Raw genomic sequence first — 24,006 nt, forward strand, 5'->3', positions numbered from 1 at the left:
TGAGCAGATATGCCCTTTGGCTTATGGCTCCACGCGCAGGAACACGCCTTCGAGGTAGAAGATATTGTGCGGCATCCCGGCTTCGAATTCTTCCGCGTCTTCAGCATCGGGGTCCACACTGATATCAAACGTTTCTTCCGCATCCTGCTCTTCTTCACCTTCCTCGAAAGGCCCGTCGGCGGGGTAAGTGCAGGAGAGTTTAAGAGCTACGTTGGGCAGCGGTACAGGGGGCTCCGCTTCGGACGTGTACTCCAGCAGGCAGGGCCATTCTGTAACAGTGGCCAACGCATCGGCTACATCTTCCTGTAATCTTTCGGCCCGGTCGGCAGCTAGGCGGAGCAACAGGTCGAGTTGCTGAAACTGCAGGCCCAGATGAAAAAAGTGTGGCTCCTGGTCGAAATGAGTGGTGCCCCAGATAGTGACGTCATCCGAGTTATCGAACACGATGGCGGTTATCTGCACCTGCTCGATGAAAAAGTCTGTATCGTCGGCTAAGGCATCAATCAGTCGTCTCATAATCGAAGATTACGCGGATTTTTTAGATTCTGCCGCAGCTCATCATGAAAAATGCCCGGCCTACTGCTGCGCACGCCAGAAACTGCCAGAGTGCAAGCACGGTAAGAAAGTAAGAAATTTATGATTGCCTCTCCGCACCGAAGATGACGCTACTGCGCAGTGCTCTGAAACAGCGTCAGCGTGATATGGTCGGCCAGGAGCTTGCCTTTGTCGGTGAGACGGAGCACATTGGCGGAGTCCAGCGTGGCGAGGCCAGAAGCTTGTATCTCGCGCAGGTAGGCTGCCTGCTGCGTCAGCAGATCTACGCCCAGCGTGTCGCGCAAATGGTCTAGGTTGGTGCCGTAGGCGGTGCGCAGGCTGGTCATCAGATACTCGTTGGCGCGATCTAGGGGCGAAAGAACTTCGACAGTAGCCGGGACTTCGCCGCGCTCCAGCACAGCTGCCACATACTGCGGATTGTTGGCCACGGTGTATTGCCGGCTGCTGCCGTTGAAGGAGTGCGCGCTCGGCCCGAGGCCCAGATATGGCACACCACGCCAGTACGCTGAGTTGTGCCTCGACTCGCGGCCGGGAAGGCAGAAGTTGCTGATTTCGTATTGCTGGTAGCCGTGGCGGGCCATTTCCAGCAGCAGCATCTCAAACTGCTGGGCCACAAAATCGTCGGGCGGCGGGCGGAACGTGCCTTTCTGCTGGCGGCGACCAAACACGGTATCAGGCTCCACGGTGAGGGCATAGCAGGAAAGGTGCGGTACGCCCAGCGCAAAAGCCGCGGCCATGTCCCGCTCCCAGATACTATGATCCTCGGCTGGCACGCCATAAATCAGATCCACCGAAATGTTCTCGAAGCCCGCGTCCTGCGCCAGCCGCACCGCCACCCCCGACTCCTGCGCCGAATGGGCCCGGTTCATCAGGCGCAGATGCGGCTCGTGGAAGCTTTGCAGCCCAATGCTGAGCCGGTTGATCGGGGAAGCCGCCAGTTCGCGCAGCTTGTCCGCTGTCAGGTCGTCGGGGTTGGCTTCGAGCGTGATTTCCGCGTCGGCACTCACCCGAAAGTGCCGGTGGATGGCTTCGAACAGCTGATCCAATTCGGCAGCCGTAAGCAAAGACGGAGTGCCCCCGCCAAAATAGATGGTTTCCAGCGTGGCCTGCGGGCCCAGATAGTCGGCGCGCAGGGCCAGCTCCTGCGTCAGGGCTTCCACCAGGCGGCTTTTCAGAGCCATGCTCGTGCTGAAGTGGAAGTCGCAGTAGTGGCAGGCCTGCTTGCAGAAGGGGATATGGAGGTAGAGTCCGGGCATGAAGGATGGCGCAGTGGCACAGCCGTACTCAGTAGCATCCGGAGCGGTAGTGCCTACCGGTTTTGCCCCGCTCGCGGGAGCGGAAGTACTTTCGGGAAATTAAATGCGCGTTTTCGCGTTTGTGTTCCCAAATGTACGCCCGCCTCTTTGGTTTCTGGTTGTTATGGTGCTGGCTGCTGATGGGCAGCGCGGGCGGCGCGTGGGCTCAAACCACACCTGCCACACCGCTCAACCTGAACCTGCCGCCGGTCCAGACCCCGATGCCGCCGGATACGGCTCGTGCCCTGCGGCCCGACAGTACCCAGCGCGCCGTACGCCCCGATTCTGCCCGCTCGGCCCGGCCCGCACGCGTAGCACTGCCCGTGCGGCGGCCCCGCGTGCTGGCATTCGATACCGAAGCCGCCGACCGCGCCGTGCTGCGCCGCTACCGAACCAGAGCCGTAGTTCCTGATTCGCTGACGGCCCTGCGGGAGGTGCGCGAACTGGTGCTGGCGCTACAGGCCCAGTCCTACCTCACGGCTTCCGCCGACGACATCCGCTGGCGGCGGGACACGGTACGGGTGCGGCTCTATATCGGGGAGCAGTTTCGGTGGGCACGGTTGCGCAACGGCAACCTCGGCGACGGGCTGCTGACGCGGGCCGGCTACCGCGAAAAGCTTTACCGCGAGCAGCCTTTCCAGCCGCAGGAGTGGAGCCGGCTGCAGCAGCGTGTCCTCACCGAGGCCGAAAACCAGGGCTTCCCCTTCGCTACCGTCCGCTTGGACTCCGTGCAGCTACGAGGGGCCGATATTGAGGGCCGGGTACTGCTGGAACGCGGCCCGGCCATCGTCTTCGATTCATTACAGATTGTCGGCAATACTAAAACTAAGAAACGGTTCCTGACCAAGTACTTGCAGATTTTTCCTAACCAGCCTTTTAGTCAGCAGCGCATAGACGAAGCCGCCCGCCGCCTGCGTCAGCTGCCGTATCTGCAGCTCAAAGCCGAGCCCGAAGTACGCTTTGCCAAAGGCCGGGCGCGGGTCTACCTACTGCTCGAAGACCGCACCGCCAATCAGTTCGATGCCATTGTAGGCGTGCTGCCCAATCCCACGCCTACTCTCGGCCAGAAGCGCGTGCAACTCACCGGCGACGTAACCATTGCGCTGCGCAACATCAAGGGTGGGGGCAAAGGGCTGGGGCTGCAGTGGCGCAAGGTAGATGCCAACTCCCAGCAGCTAGACGCGCAGTACAGCCACCCCACTTTCTTCGGGACGCCGCTGGAACTGGGCGGCACCTTCAACCTTTACCGCCAGACTGACCCCATCAACGCCTTCCAGACGCTGCGGCCGCGCCTGCAGGTGACGTATCCTACGGCGCGGGCCGGGCGCATTGGCTTTTTCACGGAGTGGCGCAGCTCCCGGCTGTTGCTCGTCGATAGCCTTGCCACGGCCCTGCCGCCCAACATCGATACCCGCTTTACCTCCTACGGCCTCGACTATACTTGGACCACGCTCGATGATCCATACTTTCCGCGGACCGGCGTGCTGGCCGGCGGCCAGGCGGCCGTGGGCAGCAAAATCATCAGCAAGAACGCCCAGCTGAAAGAAGAGCTTTACTCCAGCCTGCCGCTGCGCACCACGCAGGTCAGCGTGAGCACACGGCTGGAACGCTACAACCGCATTGGGCGAGGCGGGGTGCTGCTGGCCCGCGTGCGAGGCGAAGCCCTGTTCAACCGCCGCCTGTTTCTGAACGACATGTTCCGGGTGGGCGGGCTGGCCACGCTGCGCGGCTTCAATGAGCTGAATTTCTATGCCAGCCAGTACGCTATTGGTACACTTGAATACCGGCAGTTCACCGGAGCCGATGCGTACGTATTCGCCTTCGTAGACCAAGGCTACCTGCGCCTCGACATCGAAACCGCCTCCGACGAGAATACGCCTACCGGCTTGGGAGTAGGCCTGAGCTTCCGCACCGGGGCCGGGCAGTTCCAGTTCGTGTACGCCCTCGGCCGCGACGAGCAGCAGAAGTTGGCGTTGGGTGCCGGCAAAATCCACTTTGGCATTACCAGCCGCTTCTAACCTACAGAAGTTGTTGAATTTTTCTGACTGACAGTCAGGTTGCAAGCAACAAATTGGGGTCTATTGTAACCTTTGATAGTGTTTCCCCGAAAAACCCTCTTACATTTGCATCACCAAACAGTGCGGGGTGGAGCAGTTGGTAGCTCGTTGGGCTCATAACCCAAAGGTCACTGGTTCGAGTCCAGTCCCCGCTACCTCAGACGACCCGGTTGCCATTACGGCAGCCGGGTCGTTCTTTTTTAGCCAGATTTTTCCGGCGTTGTTACAGGCATTAAACAGAACGGGCCGGCCTACATAGTGTAGGCCGGCCCGTTCTGTTTGGGAAAATGTTAGGCTAATTCAGCCACACCGTCAGGATAACTTCGAAGCGGTGCGGGGCAAAGGCGTTATAAAAGGGAGCCTCGCCCTGAAAGCCTAGTACATGGATTAGACCCATACCTTCGGTGCGGGAGTCTACCACGCGTACGGGGTATAAGCCGCCCTCTTCGGGCCAGTCACCTACGTGGTTATAAGGGCGTTGGCTGGCGTCGACGCAACGGGCGTAGTCCACAAAGGGAGCGTGGCGGGTGGCTTCGGCCAGGGTCAGGTTGTCTACTTCGTATGCCATAAGTTCTCTTACAAAAAGCGGAGAAGTTTGATTCATTAAGGAGCCTGAAACCAACTCGGAGGTTGCATTGGGCTAGGCTACTAGTACGTCACGGCCTCACAGCCGGAACTGTAAGCTGAATTTCACCCCAAAGTTACGAGCCCCGGGCGAGTTACGATAGGTAAGTCGATGAAGCAAGTCAACGCGGGCTACCCGAAAGATATTTTCCACGCCATAGCCCACTTCAGCATAAGGTAGGCGTCCCAGTGGCTGAAACCGGGGCAGTGGCTCGCCACTTTCGGGGTCGAGGCGCGGAATAATGGCATCGTTGGCGCGGGCTACGGCCCCGTACAGTATGTTGCCGGTGGCTACCAAGCGCCAGTTGAGTTTCTTGATAGCAGGTACCGAGTTGAGGAGAAAGCCTTCAAAATGATGGTCGAGACGCAGGGCTACATACCGGTCACTCACGAACTCGAAGTAGCGCATCAGGTTATAGGCGCCGGCATTGTAGAACGGCGACTGGTTACCGAGGTGTGCTTTCAGCACCGGATACGGCACGGTGCTCGGGATGTACCCTGCATCGAGCGTGTAGGTGCTCCGCCCCAACTGGCCCAGCCGCACGCTTTGCGTCACCAGCAGATTGAGCTTATGGTAGCGGAAGTCGCCGCCCAAGAACCGGTTGAGGCCCAGCGTGTAGCGTAGCGTCGTGACCGGCAGTCGCTTCAGTCCGATGGACGTGCGGCGGTTCTGATTTTCGTTCTGTACCAGCACTTCGTCGGGCCCGTAGCGCGACTCCAGTACAATCTCCGAAACGCCGAACTGGTCTTCAGTAGGAGCTCCCAGCCGCGAGTCGCCGGTGTAGTAGGCAAAGCGGTAGAGCGGGCGGAACTGCTGGTGGCGGAAGGTTACTTTCTGGGTGAAGCCCCGGAACAGATCCGACTGCAGCGACAGAGAAGACAGGTCGCGCAGGATAGGGCGGCCCCGATCAATGTTGCCGAGGCGAGCCGAGGCCTCAAACAGTGGATTTTCAAGGGCGTAGTCGTTATCAAGTAACGCTACCTGGTCCAGGTCGTGGCGGTATTCGAAGCCGATGGTAGTCCAGGTGCGGCGGTCGAGGACGTGGGTAGCCCGGGCGCCGTACTTGAAGCGGCCGTCGCGGGTGCCGTAGGCCAAATAGGCGCGTAGTGTCCAGTCGCGGCTGATTTCGGGGGTAGTTCGGAACCCAATGCGGGGCCGCAGCCCTTCAATGTTGTTGTAGCCGAGCGTGGCCAGTACCGGCCCTACATCGAATTTGCCCACCCGGTAGTAGCCGTTCACTACCACATCGGCCACTTCCAGCAGCGAGCGGACCGCCGGCAGTTTGCGCACCGAGTCCAGTACCATTAGCGTGCGTTGCTCCTGCACTGAAAGGGTATCGGGCCGGTTCTTCTCAAAAAAGTCGGCGGGCAGCTTCGGGGCGTTGGTCACGGTTTCCAGCGGCCGGTCGTAGAAGGCCAGCGGGTGCGGCTTCTGCGCCTCAAAAGCTGAATTGACGGTGACGAAGCGAGCCACTACGCCGGTGCTCTGCTTGGTAGGCCGGATGCCGACCACCACGCGGGTACGCAATGGCAGCCACGGCCCGGCAGCCGTTGGGGTCAGCTCCTGCCACACCCGAATCTGATCAATGAAGTTGAGGTTAGCCTCCGGACTCACATGCACATTGATGCGGCGCAGGGCATACGTATCGGCCGTAATCCAGATAGTGCCAGTGAAGGCCAAATCCTGCGGCCGGCGCGGCGTCACGGCCAGCTGGTAGCAGTAGTCCTTGCCGATGAACAGCGAGTCCTGCAGCTCATATTCGTAGGAGAACTTCCAGCCGTCAGCAATCGGCGACACGAAGTCCTTGCCCATGATCTGCTGCCAGTTGCGGTAGAAGTCCCAGTCCTGAAACGACGAGCCTGTAACCTGCGAAACCACTGAGCCTTCACGCGGGGCCATGCCGCGCATCTGGGTATGCCGGATTTCCTCGCGCCGCCGCACTGGCTGGCGCAGCACATAGTAGCGGGAAAGCATCTCAGAGGCGAAAATAGGAACCACCGGCTTGCCATCGGCTCCGCGCTCCAGCCCCAGGCTGTCGGCTACGGCGGTCATCTGGCGCAGCACTTTGCGCCGGCTTACTTGGTCAGGTAGGTTGTTGAGGCTGATTTCGGTGCGGTTGTAGGAATCGAACTCGAAGGCATCCAGCTGCTGCTTGTTGTTGCGGTCCTTGTGCTGCTGCACGCGACGCATAATCACGTAGGCCGGGTTTTCGTGGGGGCGTACTACCACTTCCCCCAGCGATACAGCTCCTGAGCCCAGCGCAAAATCAATGGTTTGGCGGGCCGCCTGGCGTTTTAGCGCTTTTCGGAGCGGAGCAAAACCCATTGCTGAAGCCACCAGCGTATCGGCAGGCGCCGTGCTGAGCTGGTAGCGGCCGTTTTCGTCGGCGGTAGCGCCGGTTGTAGTGCCGGGCACGAATACGGACGCAAACGGAACCGGCTTGCCAGTAGCAGCCTCCGTAATGCGGCCTGTTACCTGCAGTTGTTGCGCCCAGCCTGCTGGTGCTCCTGCCAGCAGCAGTGCCCAAAACAAGGTAAAATAGCTGATGCGCGAGTACAATAGAAGCAAGTAGATAGGCCGATAAGAACCTGAGAGCGAAGGACAGAGCAGGCGTAAGATACAGAATCCGGCTGCTCATGCGCCAGAAATCTTCAATATATCCGGCAAATTTCTGGTGCTCTTTCTACGCTGAAGTTATGGCCAGCAACTTCTTGCTGCTATTGGGGAAATATCTACTGATGAGCCGCACAGCACATGAAAAAACCCGCCCCAGCTTACGCCAGGACGGGTTTTTGTCGGAGCAGCCGAAGATCGGGGCTTAATTATTCTGATAATCAACAGGCTCTTTTGTGTGCACCCCTTGCTCCTGCAACGACGGGTAGTCGATGTAGCCTTTGTCGCCGGGCACGTAGAATGTGGCGGGGTCGGGAGTGTTGAGGGCGGCCCCGATGCGGAAGCGCTCCACCAAGTCGGGGTTGGCAATGAACGGCACGCCAAAAGCAATTACGTCAGCTTCCTTGTTGGCCAACGCCTCTTCTGCGGTTTCTTGGGTGTAGCCACCGTTTAGGATAAAAGTGCCGTTGAAAATCTTGCGCAGGTGCGCGGCTACGGCCGGCGCCTGCGGTTGCGCCATCGGGTGGCCGGGCAGGGCCTCGATAACGTGCAGGTAGGCTAGGTTGAACTGGTTGAGCTGTTCGGTGAGGTAGCTGAACGTTTTCACTGGGTCCGAGTCCTGGATACTGGCGCTGCCTTGCGGCGAGAGGCGGATGCCCACCCGGTCGGCACCCAGTTCGTCTACTACGGCCTGCACCACTTCCAGAGCAAAGCGGGCACGGTTTTCCAGGCTGCCGCCGTACGCATCGGTGCGCTGGTTCGAGCCATCCTGGATGAACTGGTCGAGCAGGTAGCCGTTGGCCCCGTGAATCTCGGCGCCATCAAAGCCGGCTAGTTTGGCGTTGCGGGCAGCCTGGCGGAACTGGTCTACCACTCCTGGAATTTCGTTCAGTTCCAGTGCGCGTGGTGCGGGAACATCCTCGAAGCCCTGGCCGGTAAAAGCCTTGGCGCCTTCCGGCTTGATGGCCGAGGGGCCTACGGGCAGTTCGCCGTTATGGAAAAAAGGGTGCGACACGCGGCCCACGTGCCAGAGTTGAATGAACATGCGGCCCCCTGCCGCATGCACGGCATCTGTTACTTTCTTCCAGGCTGCTACCTGCTCTGCGGTGTAGATACCGGGTGTGTTGATATAGCCCACGCCTTGAGCGGATACCTGCGAGCCTTCCGTGATGATGAGGCCTGCCGAAGCGCGCTGCACGTAGTATTTCACTACAGATTCGGTGGGGGCAGTGGCCTTATTGGTGGCGCGGCTGCGCGTCATGGGAGCCATGGCGAAGCGGTTGGGCAGGGTAAGCGCACCCACTTGCACGGGCGTAAAAAGATGGCGAGTCTGGCTCATGTATAGAAACGGTTTCAGGAATCAGCTGTGTGCCGATTCGCGAACTGTAACTGATGTTGCTACACATATGTTTTCGACTTCACTATTTTTTTCTACTACCTCTTCAAGCAGGTGCGGGCAACAGGCACAAAGCACAGCTTACTGCTGAGTAATATCCTGAAACTCTAGATACATCTACCTGGCTGGAGGCAGTAATTCGTACTGTTTATTGCACCACCACTTCCACGCGGCGGTTGCGGGGGCGTTGCTGCGGGTCACGGTTGTCCACTATGGGGTGGGTGCCGCCGTAGCCACGGGCCGTTAGCCGCACCGAGTCGATGCCTTGCTGCACGAGGTACTGCCGCACCACGCGTGCCCGCTGCTCGGACAGGCGCAGGTTGAGAGCAACATCTCCCACATTATCCGTGTGGCCTCCTATTTCGAGGCGCAGTGTAGGCTGAGCCCGCAACGTACGGGCCAATTCATTCAGCACCGGCCGCGACGAGGGCAGCAGTGCAGCTGTACTCTGCGTGAAATACAAGTTAGGCAGCGTAACAGCGGAACCAGCCCGTAATGCACCTAAGTCAGGTAGCGTGGCAGCCGTATCCGTAGTAACGTTGGCACGGGGTGGGGCTACATCCGCCGTTGCTCTGGACTGCGCTACCGCCACCGACCGGCGTGTTTGGCGCGCGGCAGCGGCGGGCCGGGGCGCCGGCTGCACCGCAACAGGTGGCGCGGGTGCGGGTCTGGTGGGCGGGCGAGTGGGTTCAGGAATCGGTTTAGCCGTGGCCGGAAGAGCGGCAAAAAGCTGTTGCTGGCTAACGGGCTGGAATTCAGATGTTGGCTGGTCGGTGCGGCGCCACTGTAGCAGTGCCCTTGACTCCCAGCGGTTCTGAAAATATTCGACTCGCAACGGATAGTAGCGGCCTCCTTCCAGCCGAATGCGCACGGAAGCCGGCACGTGGTCCTGGTCGCGCCAGAAATCGATGAGGCGTTTCCTGCCCAGCCAGAAACGCAGCCCGTCATCCATCACGGTACTGAACTCATACTCGCCGGTTTCAGGCACCAGCAGCCAGCCTTCCCAGCGCACCGAGAAATATTCGGCCTGCACCCCGGGCGCAGGCGGCTTCTTGTCCCAGTTGAAATCAATAGCTGCGTCGGAGCGGGTAAGCACCTTCTGCTCGAAATTCATCCCATTGTAATACGTGCCCTGCAGGCCAGTACCGGCCGGCATTTTCTGTGCCAGGCTATTTCCGGCCCATAGGAGCAGCCCCGGCAGCACAACAGTGTAGAAACGAAGTAGCATAGTCAACCATTAATGGGAAACAGAAACGACCAACTAGGAAACGATACTATATGCCAGCAATTATATTAATTCAGCTCAAAACTTCTTTGCTCTTCCGGCTGGCTCCTGGCTTGCTAGGCCTCTTTTCTACGAATTGAAATTTGAAGATTCCGGTTGTATCTTCGCTGTGTTACTTATCCAGAAAGACCGAGGGACTGGGCCCGACGACGTCTTAGCAACCTGAAATAAAACAAGGTGCTAATTCCCTTTCCAGGGCCTTTGCGGGCAATGGAAGAAGATAAGTACGGAACCGGCCTTCGCGCCCGGCTCTTTCTGGATAGGCACTTTTTGCCGCTGATTCCCCTTAGAAGAGCCGATATGCCGACCGTCCTCCCTGCCTCCGCCACTACTGCGTCTCCCCTCCACGACATCCTGCGTCAGCGCGTGCTGATTCTCGACGGCGCTATGGGCACCATGATTCAGCGCCATACGCTCACGGAGGAGGATTTCCGGGGCACGCGCTTCGCCGACCACCCCAAGCCTCTGCGCGGCAACAACGACCTGCTCAGCCTCACGCGGCCTGATATTATCCGCGGCATTCACGACGAGTATTTCGCGGCCGGGGCCGACATGGTGGAAACCAACACGTTTAGCGGCACCACCATCGCCCAGGCCGACTACGGGCTGGAGCATGTGGTATATGAGCTGAACTACGAGTCGGCGCGGCTGGCGCGGGAGTCGGCTGATGCGTTTACGGCCCTCACGCCCGACAAGCCGCGCTTCGTGGCCGGGGCCGTGGGGCCCACCAACCGCACCGCCAGCCTCTCGCCCGACGTGAACCGCCCCGGCTTCCGGGCCGTGACGTTCGATGAGCTGGCCACCGCCTATCTGGAGCAGGTGCGCGGCCTCGTGGACGGCGGCTCCGACGCGCTGCTCATCGAAACCATCTTCGACACGCTCAACGCCAAAGCAGCTTTGTACGCGGTGCAGAAGTTCTTCGACGAAGGCGGCAAAGTGGTGCCCGTCATGATTTCGGGCACGATTACCGACGCTTCGGGCCGCACCCTGAGCGGGCAGACGGTGGAGGCCTTCTGGAACTCCATCCGCCACCTGCCGCTCTTGAGCGTAGGGCTGAACTGCGCCCTCGGTGCCGACCAGCTGAAGGTGTACATCAAGGAGCTGAGCCGCATTGCCGACGTACACATTTCGGCTTACCCCAACGCCGGCTTGCCCAACGCGTTTGGTGGCTACGATGAGTCGGCCCAGGAATTTGCGGGCGTGGTGGAAGGCTACCTGGCCGACGGACTGGTGACGGTGGTGGGCGGCTGTTGCGGCACCACGCCCCAGCACATCGGTGAGCTGGCCCGGCTGGCGGAGAAATACGCGCCACGGGCGTTACCGGAAGTACCCAAAGCCACCCGCCTGAGTGGCCTGGAACCGTTCGGCGTGTATCCCGACAGTCTGTTCGTGAACGTGGGCGAGCGGTGCAACGTGACGGGTAGCCGAGCCTTCGCCCGCCTCATCCGCACCGGCAACTATGAGCAGGCCCTGCAGGTGGCCCGCGACCAAGTGGAAGGCGGCGCGCAGGTCATCGACGTGAACATGGACGAAGGCATGCTGGACTCGGAGCAGGCCATGACTACGTTCCTGAACCTGATTGCTTCGGAGCCCGACATTTCGCGGGTGCCCGTCATGATTGACTCCTCGAAGTGGAGCGTGCTCGAAGCCGGCCTCAAGTGCGTGCAGGGCAAGAGCATCGTCAACTCCATTTCGCTCAAGGAAGGCGAAGAAGTATTTAAACAGCGGGCCCGTACCGTGCGCCAGTACGGCGCGGCCGTGGTGGTTATGGCCTTCGACGAGAACGGCCAGGCCGACAACTACGAGAAGCGCATCGAAATCTGCCGGCGCAGCTACGATATCCTGGTGAACGAAGTCGGTTTCCCGGCCGAGGACATCATCTTCGACCCCAACATCCTGACGGTGGGCACCGGCATGGAAGAGCACCGCAACTACGCGCTGGACTTCATCGAGGCCGTCCGCTGGATTAAAGCCAACCTGCCCGGCGCCCTCACCAGCGGTGGCGTCTCAAACATCAGTTTCTCCTTCCGCGGCAACGACGTGGTGCGCGAGGCCATGCACTCTTCCTTCCTCTACCACGCCATCCGCGCCGGCCTGGACATGGGCATCGTGAACCCCAGTCAGCTGGCTGTGTACGACGAGGTTCCGAAGGACCTGCTGGAGCTGGTGGAAGACGTGCTCCTGAACCGTCGCCCCGATGCTACTGAGCGTCTCGTGGACTTTGCCGACACGGTGAAGCAGAAGGACAAGGTGGAAGTGGTGGCCGACGCCTGGCGCAGCCTCCCGGTGAAGGAACGCCTGCAACACGCGCTGGTGAAAGGCATTACCGAATTCATCGACCAGGACACCGAGGAGGTGCGGCAGCTGGTGGGCCGCCCGCTGGAGGTGATTGAAGGCCCGCTAATGGCCGGTATGAACGTGGTGGGTGACCTGTTCGGGGCGGGCAAAATGTTTTTGCCCCAGGTGGTGAAATCGGCCCGGGTGATGAAGAAAGCGGTGGCCTACTTGGAGCCCTACCTGCTGGCCGACAAGCAGAGCGGCGACCGGCAAACAGCCGGCAAAATTCTGCTGGCCACAGTGAAAGGCGACGTGCACGACATCGGCAAGAACATCGTGGGCGTGGTGCTGGCCTGCAACAACTTCGATATTGTGGACCTGGGCGTGATGGTGCCGCTGGAACGTATTCTCGACGAAGCCGCCAAGCAGCAAGTGGACGTCATCGGGCTAAGCGGCCTGATTACACCGAGCCTCGATGAAATGGTGTACGTGGCGCAGGAAATGGAGAAGCGCGGCCTGAAAACGCCGTTGCTCATCGGTGGTGCTACCACCTCACGCCTGCACGCCGCCGTGAAGATTGCGCCCAACTACTCCGGACCCATCGTGCACGTCAACGACGCGTCCCGCTCGGTGGGTGTGGCGGCAGCGCTGTTGGGTTCGGCCGATGCGGAGTACGCCCGCACCGTGCGTGAGGAGTACCGCCAGCTCCGTGAAGACTACGCCGGCCGCCAGCGCGACAAAAACTACCTCACCATTGAGGCCGCTCGTGAGAATGGCTTCAAGGCTGACTGGGAAACCACGCCCATCGTGAAGCCGACCTTCTTGGGCACCAAAGCCCTGGAAAACTACGATTTGGCTGAACTGGCCGAGTACATCGACTGGACGCCGTTCTTCCAGACCTGGGAGCTAAAAGGCCGCTACCCGCGCATCCTCACCGATGAAAACGTGGGCGAAGCTGCCACCCAGCTCTTCAACGACGCGCAAGCCATGCTCAAGCGCATCATCGACGAGAAGCTGCTCACGGCCCGCGCGGTAGTGGGCTTCTGGCCGGCCAACACTGTCGGCTACGATACCGTGCAGGTATTCAAGGACGATACCCGCCAGGAAGTGCAAACCGAGTTTTTCACGTTGCGTCAGCAGAGCGAAAAAGCCGCCGGCGTGCCCAACCTCGCCTTCTCCGACTTCGTGGCGCCGCGTGAAACCGGCCGCGCCGACTACATCGGTGGCTTTGCCGTGACGGCCGGTATTGGTATTGAAAAGCACCTGGAGCGGTTTGAAGCCGAGCACGACGACTACAGCAGCATCCTGATGAAAGCCTTGGCCGACCGCCTCGCCGAGGCCTTTGCCGAGCGCCTGCACCAGCGCGTGCGCGAGGAGTTCTGGGGCTACGACCCGGCCGAAAACCTCACCAATGAGGACCTGATTCAAGAGAAGTACAAAGGTGTGCGGCCCGCCCCCGGCTACCCCGGCTGCCCCGACCACACCGAAAAAATCACCCTTTTCAACCTGCTCGACGCCGAAACCGCCACCGGCATCCGCCTCACCGAAAACCTGGCCATGTACCCCGCCTCTTCCGTGAGCGGCCTCTACTACGCCCACCCCGACAGCCGCTACTTCGGCCTCGGCCGCATCGGCCAGGACCAGGTAGCCGACATGGCCCAGCGCAAACACATGCCCCTGCCGGAGTTGGAGCGCTGGCTGATGCCGAACCTGAACTACGAACCCAGCAGCGTGCCGGTAACGGCGCTATAGCGCGAATTGTCTGTGTACAGTACGCTGCTGATGTTGTAGTTTAATCAACTGAAACAGCGCTTCTTATTCCCAGTAACGAAGTGCAAAGCACAAGCTTCGCGCTACATCCCACGACTCGCCACCTGACAGTTGGCGCTCCTGATGAAAGTAACCGAACACCTGAACCGCGCCGAAGGCAAAACGCTGTTTTCCTTCGAGGTTCTCCCCCCAAAAAAGGGCGAGAACATCCAAAATCTGTTCTCCAACATCGAGCCGCTGATGGAGTTCAAGCCGCCGTTTATTGACGTCACGTACCACCGCGAGGAGTACGTGTACCGCCAGCATCCCAACGGTCTGCTGGAAAAGAAAACTGTGCGCAAGCGGCCCGGCACTGTGGGCATCTGCGCGGCCATCAAAAACCGCTTCGACGTAGACACCGTGCCGCACCTGATCTGCGGCGGCTTTTCCAAGGAGGAGACAGAAAATGCCCTCATCGACCTGCATTTTCTGGGCATCGACAACGTGTTGGCTCTGCGTGGCGACCCTATCAAATCCGAAGGCAACTTCATTCCCAATCCTGACGGCCACGCATATGCTTGCGACCTGATTGGGCAAGTGGCGGACCTGAACAAAGGAGCGTATCTGGATGAAAAGCAGGATGATGTGTGGGCTACCAGCTTTTGTATCGGTACGGCCGGCTACCCCGAAAAGCACTTCGAGTCGCCAAACTACGGGGCCGATTTGCGCTATCTTAAGCACAAAGTGGACCGCGGCGCCGACTATATCGTGACGCAGATGTTCTTCGACAACGAGCAGTTTTTCGCCTTCGAGAAGCGCTGCCGCGAAGCCGGTATTACGGTGCCTATCATCCCCGGCCTCAAGCCGCTCACTACCAAAAGCCAACTCACCATGCTGCCGCGTGCCTTCTACCTCAACATTCCAGAGGAGTTGGCTGATGCCGTACATTTGGCCCCAGACAACACAGCAGCCCGCGAAATCGGGATTGAATGGTGCATCAACCAAAGCAAGGAGCTAATGGCCCACGGTGTGCCGGTGCTGCACTACTATAGCATGGGCAAGTCGGAGAGTATCCGGCGGGTGGCGGCGGCTTTATTTTAGCCGAGACAGTAAGCAGAAATACGCAGACGGACCAGCCGCGACGGGTCCGTCTGCGTATTTCTGCTTACTGTCTCACCTCTCAAGTTTTTGCTTTTGGATACGCTGAATGAGCTATTTGAGCGTCTGCGCGTGGCTACTACGCCTACCGAGATAGAGGCCCTGCAAAACGGTATCTGGCAGCTATGGCTGGCCACGGGTAATCAGCGGCTGGACAAGCATCTGGAGGCCGGTATGCGGGCTATGGCTGCCGGCGACTATAGCCACGCCATTGCAGATTTTACGGTACTGGTGGAGGAGCACCCCACGTATGCAGAAGGCTGGAATAAGCGCGCAACTGCCTACTACCTGCGAGGAGAATACCGCGCCTCCATCAGCGACATTCAGCAGACACTTCGCCTGGAACCGCGCCATTTTGGGGCACTGAGCGGCTGGGCGACAATGATCCGCATGCTCGGCGACGATGCAGGCGCCTTGCGCGTGTTGTTGCGCCTGCAGCGCATCTGCCGCCACTGGCCGGGCCTGCAGGCCCAGTTGCACGATTTGCGCAACCGATTAGGGGATACAGAAAGCTAAATAGACGGGTTTGTATATGTGTGAGGACATTTGTAAATTTCCGGAGTCTAACCTGCTGCCTTTCAGTGTATCAATAGGTTGTTTGGTCATATAAAGCGCCTTCTAAGGTGTTCCAAGTGATAAAGCATCCAGTTGGGACAAGGAACAGCAAAAAGGTTGATATTGGATTTAAATATTATTTTTTTGCTCTTGCGGTTTACTGCCTAATCCCCCCAGGCTTGCCGTACCTCTTCCCACCCACGCATGAAACACGCTTACACTTTAGGGGCACTCTGTGCCCTTTCACTGCTATTGATAAGCCCTGATACTACCGCCCAGCGCCGCAAAAGCGACCTGGAAGCCGGCGAAATGGTGAAAGGAAAAAAAGTAGGTGTCTGGGAATATTTCAGCCTGACCCGCGACGGCCGACAGGTGCTAGTACAACGCTACGACCATACCGCCAACAAACTCATTTTTTACCGGCCTATCGAGGACATTCCGTATGAAACGGAGGTGCAGCCAGGCCAATGGACCCGGACGCGCGTGGAACAGCCGCCGCTTTTTATTGGCGGTGAAGCGGCACTAGCAGCCTATATGGCCCGCCTCAACTACCCGCAGCAAGCCCAAAGCCGCAATATTCAGGGCCGCGTGCTGGTTTCTTTTGCCATTGATACGCTGGGCCGTGCTACCTCCCACAAAGTTCTGATGGGTATTGGGGGCGGGTGCGACGAAGAGGCGCTACGTCTTAGCCGTACTATTCCGGCGCAGTGGATTCCGGCCCGCCTGAATGGCCGTGCCGTGCCGGTGGTGTATGAACTACCGTTTACGTTTCGGCTTCAGGCACCGCGTTAGCCGCAGTATGCCGCGTATAGCCTAACCTCAACCGGCCCTACCTGCGTACATTGGCTCCATGAACCTGTTCCTAACCTTTCGCCTCCTGACAGCCACGAGTGTGGCGGCCGTTCTGCTCACCGCCTGCGACTCTACTCCGCGTGAGCGGCAGGAAGCAGTGCGCGAAGAAGCCCGCAACCTCGACACGCTGGCCAACCGAGCCGCTGATAAGCTGCGCACTGTAGGCCGCCGGGCTGCTCGCTTCGATTCAGTGTCGCGGGAGCGAAGCCGCCAGCCGCTCGATACGGTGGCCGCCCGCGCCTTTGCCAGCCAGCTGCTGGGCAGCTACGGCAACATCGAACAACTGACGCCGACCACTATTGAGCCGGCGTTCGTGCAGTTTATGCAGCAGGTACGCACTAACCGCAAGCAGTGGACCCAGCGCGACTGGGACTATGCCACGGCGCTCAGCCGCCGCCTCAATGGGCGGTTTCGTACCATTCGGCTCGATATCAGAGGCCGCGACGAGTTACACATCCGGGCACTACAGACCGAGTTTACGGCGCTTGAAACGGGCCGCGACGTGAAAGACCTTGGCGACGCGGTAAAGGAAAAATAACCAGCCACAACTCAATGTGTAATGAGCCCCGCCGCAGTGCGGGGCTTTCTTTTTCCGGCAATGGTGCAGAAAACTAGCACGGCAAAGAGTAGCAAATGGATAGCCTGCGTGGCAGCTCTCCTGCTGTTGGGGCAGGTGGCACAGGCGCAGCGCCTTATTCGTAAGGCGGAAACTATACCAGCCGGCGAACTATGGCTAAGTCCTGGCGACGCGCTGCAGGTGCGCTTGCTGGGAGAGCCGGGCGGCCAAGCCTCTTTCCTGAACGGCCAGCTCCTGACGGAGCTAACCACTGAGCAGGCCCAAGGTGTGCGAGGTGTGTATCAAGGAACCTATCAGGTGCAGCCCACTGATACCCTGAGCGGAGGTAAGCCGCTGTGGCTGCACCTGCGCCTGCCCGATGGCCGCCATGATTCGCTGCAAACGTCTTTCCCAGTGCGGCTGCTAAACCCAAACCAGCCACAGCTGGCCGTGACCAAAGGCGCACTGGCCCACCTCAACTACGGCCTCGGCGATGACCGGCTGGGTGGGGCCAAGATGGGCTACCTCGATTCGTTGGTGCTGCTGCATGTGGTAGGCCGGGTGGCAGACCAATACCGCGTGCGGCTGGCGGAAGGCCACTATGCTTGGGCACCGGTAGCAGGCGTCCGGCTGCTTCCTGCCGGCGGCTTTGTGCCTGCTTCCCTCACCGGTTCCTGGAGCGTGCTCGGCGACTCCCTCTACGACTATGTGCGTATGCCCCTAACACAGCGGCTGCCTTACCGTTCTCAGGTGCTTCAGAACCCCACGCGGCTAGTGATAGATGTATTTGGAGCCACGTCTAACACCAACTGGATAACCCAGCGGGCTGGCTTGCGCGAGCTAGGCACCATCTACTACGAGCAGCCGCAACCCGATGTATTCAGGATGGTACTGCCTTTGCGCCACCACCAAAGCTGGGGCTACCACATTGGATACGAGAAAAATACGTTGGTTGTGCAGGTGGCGCGCCCACCCGCCAAACTACGCCTGAAGGGGCTGTTGGTGGCTATTGATGCCGGGCACGGCGGCACCAATGTAGGAGCTATTGGCGCCAGCGGAGCCCGTGAGAAAGACCTTACACTGGCTATAGCCCAACAGCTGCGGCAGGAATTGGAGCGCCGGGGAGCCCGCGTACTTATGACCCGCGAAACTGATGTGAGCCTGGAAATAGCAGAACGGGTAGCATTGCTGCGGCGGCGGCGGCCGGCCCTGTTGGTCAGTATCCACGTCAACTCTACTGGTGGCACCACGGCGCGTGGTACCAGTGCTTTCTACCGCTACCCAGCCTACAAGCCGTTGGCTGAGGCACTGTATGGGCGTATGCAGGAAACCGGCTTGCCAGGGTGGGGGCTAGTTGGCAATTTCAACTTTGGCCTCAACGGACCGACCGAATACCCGAATGCGCTGGTAGAAACGGCTTTCGTATCAAATCCGGAAGACGAGAAACTGCTGACTGACCCCATCCGGCAGGAGCAGATGGCCAATGCTATGGCGGCCGGAATCGACGACTTTCTGAAGGCTGCACGGAAGAAAGGCCTGGGCGGGTGGCTGAGTAAGCAGGCAGCTACAGAATAAAGCGTGAAGCAAGGCTTCGGACGTCGCAACGGCTTTCACAGCAGGTAAAATGATGTTGCTACAGGGGTTGCTATAGTTTTTTAGCAAAAAATAGTTGAGTATTTGCTGAATATCGGCGTACAAAGCCGATATCTTCCTCATTCTCAGTCCTGCCTATCAGGTAGATGCTGGGAGTGCCGACGCTCCTTTTTCCCAACCAAACCCACCATGCACATGGCAGAAGACTCCTTACTGGACCGCAGCCGCACCGTAGCCGGGCCCGGCTACAATCGTTGGCTGGTGCCCCCCGCCGCCCTGGCCATTCACCTGGCAATTGGGCAGGCATATGCATTCAGCGTATTCAAAAAGCCCCTCGGTGCCCTCATCAGTGGCAACCCCGATGCCCCCGCACCTACTGACTGGACACCTGGGCAGTTGGGGGTTATCTTTTCTATTGCTATTGTGCTGCTAGGTCTTTCCGCGGCCATTTTTGGAAAATGGCTGGAGCGGGTAGGTCCTCGCAAAGCCATGCTGGCGTCGTCGCTGTGCTTTGGTGGTGGCTTCTTTATTGCGGCTTTGGGTGTACATCTGCACAGCATCTGGCTGGTATATTTCGGCTACGGCTTTGTAGGCGGCATTGGGCTGGGCATTGGCTATATCTCACCGGTGAGTACACTCATTAAGTGGTTTCCAGACCGCCGCGGCGTGGCTACAGGCATGGCCATTATGGGCTTTGGCGGCGGCGCCATGATTGGCTCGCCACTGGCCGTAACCCTCATGGACCACTTTAAGGCGGCTGGAACCGGCACGCTGGGCGTAGCCGCCACGTTCCTGGCTATGGGCCTGATTTATCTGCTGTTCATGCAGTTCGGTGTCTGGACCATTCGGGTGCCGGCGGATGACTGGAAACCAGAAGGCTACGTGCCTTCCAACGAGCACAACGCCTTGATTACGACCGGTAACGTCACGGCCGACAACGCCATTAAGACGCCGCAATTCTGGCTGCTGTGGGTGGTATTGTGTATGAATGTGACGGCCGGTATCGGGGTGCTCGAAACGGCCTCGCCCCTTATCCAAGAGTCTTTCTCAGACGGAGTGATGGGCGCGGGCCGGGGCGTTACTGCTGCTGCTGCTGCGGGCTTTGTGGGGCTGCTGAGTCTGTTCAACCTGCTAGGGCGCTTCTTCTGGTCGTCGGCTTCGGACAAGATGGGTCGCAAAACCACTTATGCCATCTACTTCGGACTGGGGATTCTGCTCTATGCCTTGGTGCCCACATTGGGAGCCGGCGCCCAGCTTACGCTGTTTGTGGTAGTAACCTGTGTGATTCTGAGCATGTATGGTGGCGGCTTTGCCACCATCCCAGCCTACCTCTCCGATTTGTTCGGCAAGCTACAAGTGGGCGCCATCCACGGCCGCCTGCTTACGGCCTGGAGTACGGCTGGTGTGCTGGGCCCTGTCATCGTGAACTACCTGCATACCAATGCCAAGGCCAATGGCTTGGTAGGGGCGGCCGCGTATCAGTCAGTGTTCTACACCATGGCGGGCCTGCTGGTCGTGGGGTTGATTGCCAACTTCCTAGTGCGGCCTGTGGCGGAGCAATACTTCGAGAAGGAAGCTGCTAAAAAAGCAGCGGCCTAATCCGCTACCATCATCCTACATATCCTGAACTCATGGACCAGAAAACCTCTTATCCCAATTCTGACGCCACGCCCAGCTCTACCGGAGCTGTGGCTTTCGCCTGGCTCTTCGTGGGCGTTCCATTGGCTTGGGGCGTTTCTCAGACCTTTATCAAAGCCTTGGCCCTGTTTCAATAAGGCGCTCTGCAGAAAAAAGCTGCGGCTAATGAAAGAAGCACCCGAAAGGGTGCTTCTTTTGTTTTATCTGAAAACCAGCGGCCCATGTACGACGAGTCTCCTGATACCCCGATTGTGCTGCTGGCATCCTTCGCCAATGTTATTTCAGCGCACCTGGCCAAAAACCAGCTGGACGCGGCCGGTATTCCCAGTTTCCTCAGCAACGAAAACCGCCCCTATGGCCCTATTTCGGGAGGCGTGCGGCTGCACGTACGGGAGCAGGACTTAACAGAAGCGCAGGAAATATTAGAAGATAGCCGCACGAGCATGCATGCGCTGGCGCACTCTGAAGAGGAAACCACCGCCGATGCTGCCCGCTGCCCCCGCTGCCACCATACCGACGTAGTCTGCCAGCAGACGCCACAGCCCACCCACACCCTGCTTACCCGCCTGCGCCTCTGGCTCCTGGACCCCGAGAAACCCCAGTGCCACTGCTTCCACTGCGGGCTGGATTTTGAGGGATGAACATATCGGTAGCTGCTTTCCCGGCTTTCAGACGTGCGAGAATCAACTAATCAATCTTTCACCGGAACCGCCACGCCGGCAGCACCGTGCCAGCCGGGAAATGCTCCTGCTCGGCGGGAAGCTCCAGAAAAGCATTGCTGGTCAGCAGGCTGGCTTGGTCGCCGGAGCCGCCGGCACGCTCGGGATGCGCGAGGCGCCGGCCGTCGGGCGCATCTTCCAGCCGCACCAGCAGAAAATGCGTGAGAACCGGCCGAAAGCTGACATCGGTAGCTAGTACTGCGGGCACGGGGCCAGGTGATACCGCCGCCGGGTGCTGCACCGCCTGCAGCCACGGGTGCACGTAGCGGTAAAAGTTCACGAACGACGACACCGGATTGCCGGGCAGCGCAAACACTACTGCTCCGCTCGGGTGCTGCCCAAACCAAAACGGCTTGCCTGGCCGCTGCTGCACCTCATGAAACCGTTGCTCCACACCCAGCCTGCGCAGCACCTCTGGCAAAAAATCAGCTTTGCCCTTGGATACGCCGCCGCTCAGCACCACCGCATCAAAGTCGTGTAGTAGTGCTGGCAGGCCCTGCTGTAGTGCAGCTACGTCGTCGTTGAAATGGAACAGCGCCGTAACGGCCCCGGCAGTATCGGCGGCAGCCTGCAGCATCAGGCCGTTGGAGCGCCGGATCTGGTGGGGCAGGGGAGTGGCCGTGATGGGTACTAGCTCGTCGCCGGTACTGACAACTGCCACCCGCGGGCGGCGCGTAACGGCCACCGTAGCCGCCCCAATAGTGGCCGCCACGGCTAGCTCTGTGGGGCCCAGCACGGTACCGGCCGGCAGCAGCAGGTCGCCCTGGCGGCGGTCGGCGGCGCGCGGATGGATGTTGTGGCCCGCACGGGGCGGCGGCACCTGCACCTGCGCGTAGCGCTGGCCGGTGGTTTCGTCGGTCCGGAAAGTCAGGTCTTCATAGCGGATGCTGGTGTCGGCACCCTCAGGCAGCGAGGCGCCCGTCATAATTTCGATGGCCGCCTGCGGATTTTGGAGGGGCTCCGGTGGCTGGCCAGCAAACTGCGTCCGCTCCACCAGAAACTCCGTCTGACCGGCTTCAAGGGCCGCATATTGTACCACAATACCATCCATAGCCACCCGGTTGAAGGGCGGAAAGTCCCGGTCGGCGCGCAGGTCTTCGCGCAGCACGCGCCCGGCGGCCAGCGGCAACGACAGCAGTTCGATGGGCAGCGGCCGGATGGTGGCGGCAATAAGCTGGGTAGCCTGTTCAGCAGAAATCATACTCGGAAGTCAGAAGTTGAGGCGCATCTTTGCCGTCGACCGTTGTCGGCCGCAGGTTGCCGTATAAGAAACTCTGCGCGGTGCTACAGGTTGTGCTGATACCGCCTTTTGGTGCGCCGTAAGGTGCTGCCGGCAACAACACGACGCAAAGATGCGTCCCTCCGTTTTCGTCTCCTAGTTATGTCCGATTCTCCTAAACTCACGCACCTCAACGCCGCCGGCCAGCCCGCTATGGTCGATGTGGGCGCCAAAACCGCCACCCGCCGCGTAGCCCGCGCCCGCAGCCGCGTGGTGCTCGGCCCCGAAATTATAGCGCTGGTGCAGCAGGGCGACCTGCCCACCCGCAAAGGCCCCGTGTTCCAGACCGCCATTCTGGCCGGCATCATGGGGGCCAAGCGCACCTCCGAGCTGATTCCGCTGTGCCACCCGCTGGGACTCGACGACTGCCAGGTGCGCATTGAAGTAGATGGGCCCGATGCCGTGCTGATTGAGTGCACGGCCAGCGTCACGGGCAAAACCGGCGTCGAAATGGAAGCCCTGACCGGCGCATCGGTAGCGGCCCTCACCATTTATGATATGTGCAAAGCGTTGTCGCACGACATCGTGATTCAGGAAACGCGCCTGCTGAGTAAAACCGGGGGCAAACAGGATTTTTATCATGCCGGATAACCAATTACCCCTCAACGACGCGCCTCGCAGCAAGCACGCTCAACTGACCCGCCCACATGCTGGCGAATTCGGCCGGCACGAGTTAGCTATTCTGGGTGCGCCTTGTGGCAAAATCAAGGAGCTGGCGGCCCGTCTGCTGCCTCTGCTACAACCCACGTTGCGTGTGGCCTACGTGGATGCCGACCACGCCGCCGGTGACGACGCGGCGCAAGGTGGCAGCGGGGGCCAAGATGCTATTCTACAGGCCGGTGCCGCCGCCGAGCTGACCGACAAAATCACCTTCACCCGCCTCGATGTGAAGCGCCCGCTGGACAAGTTCAGCCAGCCGGAGCTGTTGCAGCACCAGAATCTGGTGCTCGTGAATGGCAACCATTTCCGGGCCCGCCAGCAGCTCGTGATTCTCGACCCCGCCAAACCCGTAGAAAAAAAGCTGGACCGCCTTACTGATGTGCGGGCCTTGTTGCTGCCCGAAGGCGTAACCGAGGTGCCGGCTTATCTGCAGGCACATGTAGCTGAAGCGCCAGTGCCGGTACTGTCGCTCCACGATACCGCCGCCATTGCCGACCTTATCCTGCAGGAATGGCACGCCGCTGCGCCGCCGCTGCGGGGGCTGGTGTTGGCCGGCGGCCGGAGCCAGCGCATGGGCCAGGACAAAGGCAAACTCAGCTACCACGGCCAGGAGCAGCGCGCGTACGCCGCAGAGATGCTGGCCCTTTTCTGCCAGGACGTGCACGTTTCCTGCCGCCCCGACCAGATAACTGAGCTGGAATACGCCGGCCTGCGCCCTCTGCCCGACACCTTCGCCGATTTGGGTCCGCTGAGCGGCATCCTCTCGGCTCTTCGCCTCGACCCCAACGCGGCCTGGCTGGTAGTAGCCTGCGACCTGCCACTGCTGTCGGAAGTTACGCTGGCGCATCTGGTGCGGCACCGCCAGCCAGCCCGCATAGCCACGGCTTTTCAAAGTCCGGAGAATGAATGGCCGGAGCCGCTTATCACCATTTGGGAGCCGTCCAGCTATCCGCAACTGCTGCGCTTTCTGAGTCTGGGCTATAGCTGTCCGCGCAAAACGCTCATCAACTCGAATATTGAGCTGCTGCCCGCGCCCGCCCCGGAGGAGCTACGCAACGTGAATACGCCCGAGGAAGCTGCGCAGGTACGGCAGGAACTGGAGTAGCGCCCCGCTTCGCGCACGAGCAAAGCGAGTAGCTGGCGT

General features: G+C 59.9%; 19 protein-coding genes, 1 tRNA gene and 1 riboswitch. Of the genes, 13 read left to right on the plus strand and 7 right to left on the minus strand.

Translation table 11 applies throughout. The features are described 5' to 3' along the window. Positions 1–21: 21 nt before the first annotated feature. Positions 22–516, minus strand: a complete 495-nt coding sequence (locus H4317_RS00960) for a hypothetical protein (protein WP_185888342.1) — start codon at positions 514–516, stop codon at positions 22–24. A gap of 149 nt (positions 517–665) precedes the next feature. Further along, a complete protein-coding gene (hemW, locus tag H4317_RS00965; RefSeq protein ID WP_185888343.1) occupies positions 666–1,811 on the minus strand; it encodes a radical SAM family heme chaperone HemW in 1,146 nt (381 codons plus the stop codon). A gap of 131 nt (positions 1,812–1,942) precedes the next feature. On the opposite strand from hemW, the gene H4317_RS00970 reads away from it, so the two are divergent. Both H4317_RS00970 and H4317_RS00975 read left to right on the plus strand, forming a co-directional pair. Next, positions 1,943–3,868, plus strand: a complete 1,926-nt coding sequence (locus H4317_RS00970) for a BamA/TamA family outer membrane protein (protein ID WP_185888344.1) — start codon at positions 1,943–1,945, stop codon at positions 3,866–3,868. 121 nt (positions 3,869–3,989) lie between these two features. After that, positions 3,990–4,062: transfer RNA gene (locus H4317_RS00975), tRNA-Met, on the plus strand. A gap of 140 nt (positions 4,063–4,202) precedes the next feature. Here H4317_RS00975 and H4317_RS00980 read toward each other — a convergent pair. The 4 genes from H4317_RS00980 to H4317_RS00995 all read right to left on the minus strand — a co-directional run bounded on the left by H4317_RS00980 (position 4,203) and on the right by H4317_RS00995 (position 9,769). Further along, on the minus strand, positions 4,203–4,475 hold the full coding sequence (locus tag H4317_RS00980; protein ID WP_073287169.1) for a hypothetical protein: 273 nt from the start codon (positions 4,473–4,475) through the stop codon (positions 4,203–4,205). A 96-nt stretch (positions 4,476–4,571) separates the two neighbouring features. Continuing rightward, complete coding sequence (locus tag H4317_RS00985; protein ID WP_185888345.1) at positions 4,572–7,100, minus strand: DUF5686 and carboxypeptidase-like regulatory domain-containing protein; 2,529 nt, start codon at positions 7,098–7,100, stop codon at positions 4,572–4,574. A 250-nt stretch (positions 7,101–7,350) separates the two neighbouring features. After that, positions 7,351–8,484 (minus strand): alkene reductase, encoded by a 1,134-nt coding sequence (locus tag H4317_RS00990; RefSeq protein ID WP_185888346.1) that lies wholly within the window; start codon positions 8,482–8,484, stop codon positions 7,351–7,353. Positions 8,485–8,689: 205 nt separating this feature from the next. After that, positions 8,690–9,769 carry a PA14 domain-containing protein gene (locus H4317_RS00995; RefSeq protein ID WP_185888347.1) on the minus strand — a complete coding sequence of 360 codons (1,080 nt, stop codon included), beginning with the start codon at positions 9,767–9,769 and terminating at the stop codon, positions 8,690–8,692. 170 nt (positions 9,770–9,939) lie between these two features. Then, positions 9,940–10,053: riboswitch (SAM riboswitch) on the plus strand. A gap of 73 nt (positions 10,054–10,126) precedes the next feature. Between H4317_RS00995 and metH the strand changes: the two genes are divergently transcribed. The 9 genes from metH (at position 10,127) to H4317_RS01040 (ending at position 20,845) form a co-directional block, all read left to right on the plus strand. Then, a complete protein-coding gene (gene metH, locus H4317_RS01000) occupies positions 10,127–13,855 on the plus strand; it encodes a methionine synthase (protein WP_185888348.1) in 3,729 nt (1,242 codons plus the stop codon). Positions 13,856–13,996: 141 nt separating this feature from the next. Beyond that, positions 13,997–14,953: a methylenetetrahydrofolate reductase [NAD(P)H] gene (gene metF / locus H4317_RS01005; RefSeq protein ID WP_185888349.1), complete on the plus strand. Its 957-nt coding sequence runs from the start codon at positions 13,997–13,999 to the stop codon at positions 14,951–14,953. Between the two features lie 93 nt (positions 14,954–15,046). Further along, positions 15,047–15,526 carry a tetratricopeptide repeat protein gene (locus H4317_RS01010; protein ID WP_185888350.1) on the plus strand — a complete coding sequence of 160 codons (480 nt, stop codon included), beginning with the start codon at positions 15,047–15,049 and terminating at the stop codon, positions 15,524–15,526. Between the two features lie 243 nt (positions 15,527–15,769). Continuing rightward, positions 15,770–16,357 (plus strand): energy transducer TonB, encoded by a 588-nt coding sequence (locus tag H4317_RS01015; protein ID WP_185888351.1) that lies wholly within the window; start codon positions 15,770–15,772, stop codon positions 16,355–16,357. 58 nt (positions 16,358–16,415) lie between these two features. Beyond that, the gene (locus tag H4317_RS01020) at positions 16,416–16,955 is read left to right on the plus strand and encodes a hypothetical protein (protein WP_185888352.1); all 540 of its coding nucleotides are present in this window, start codon (positions 16,416–16,418) and stop codon (positions 16,953–16,955) included. A 108-nt stretch (positions 16,956–17,063) separates the two neighbouring features. Next, positions 17,064–18,548: an N-acetylmuramoyl-L-alanine amidase gene (locus H4317_RS01025; protein ID WP_185888353.1), complete on the plus strand. Its 1,485-nt coding sequence runs from the start codon at positions 17,064–17,066 to the stop codon at positions 18,546–18,548. Positions 18,549–18,761: 213 nt separating this feature from the next. Beyond that, positions 18,762–20,165, plus strand: a complete 1,404-nt coding sequence (locus H4317_RS01030; protein WP_185888354.1) for an L-lactate MFS transporter — start codon at positions 18,762–18,764, stop codon at positions 20,163–20,165. A gap of 32 nt (positions 20,166–20,197) precedes the next feature. Continuing rightward, positions 20,198–20,341 carry an MFS transporter small subunit gene (locus H4317_RS01035; protein WP_185888355.1) on the plus strand — a complete coding sequence of 48 codons (144 nt, stop codon included), beginning with the start codon at positions 20,198–20,200 and terminating at the stop codon, positions 20,339–20,341. Between the two features lie 84 nt (positions 20,342–20,425). Further along, positions 20,426–20,845: a putative signal transducing protein gene (locus H4317_RS01040; protein WP_185888356.1), complete on the plus strand. Its 420-nt coding sequence runs from the start codon at positions 20,426–20,428 to the stop codon at positions 20,843–20,845. A gap of 58 nt (positions 20,846–20,903) precedes the next feature. On the opposite strand, the gene H4317_RS01045 is transcribed toward H4317_RS01040, so the two are convergent. After that, the gene (locus H4317_RS01045; protein WP_185888357.1) at positions 20,904–22,124 is read right to left on the minus strand and encodes a molybdopterin molybdotransferase MoeA; all 1,221 of its coding nucleotides are present in this window, start codon (positions 22,122–22,124) and stop codon (positions 20,904–20,906) included. A 180-nt stretch (positions 22,125–22,304) separates the two neighbouring features. Between H4317_RS01045 and moaC the strand changes: the two genes are divergently transcribed. Together moaC and H4317_RS01055 are read left to right on the plus strand one after the other, a co-directional pair. After that, the gene (gene moaC / locus H4317_RS01050) at positions 22,305–22,793 is read left to right on the plus strand and encodes a cyclic pyranopterin monophosphate synthase MoaC (RefSeq protein WP_185888358.1); all 489 of its coding nucleotides are present in this window, start codon (positions 22,305–22,307) and stop codon (positions 22,791–22,793) included. Further along, a complete protein-coding gene (locus H4317_RS01055; RefSeq protein ID WP_185888359.1) occupies positions 22,783–23,967 on the plus strand; it encodes an NTP transferase domain-containing protein in 1,185 nt (394 codons plus the stop codon). Before moaC ends, H4317_RS01055 begins: the two co-directional genes overlap by 11 nt. The last annotated feature ends 39 nt before the right edge of the window (positions 23,968–24,006 follow it).

Source organism: Hymenobacter sediminicola (assembly GCF_014250515.1).
In the GTDB taxonomy this organism is placed as follows: Bacteria; Bacteroidota; Bacteroidia; order Cytophagales; family Hymenobacteraceae; genus Hymenobacter; species Hymenobacter sediminicola.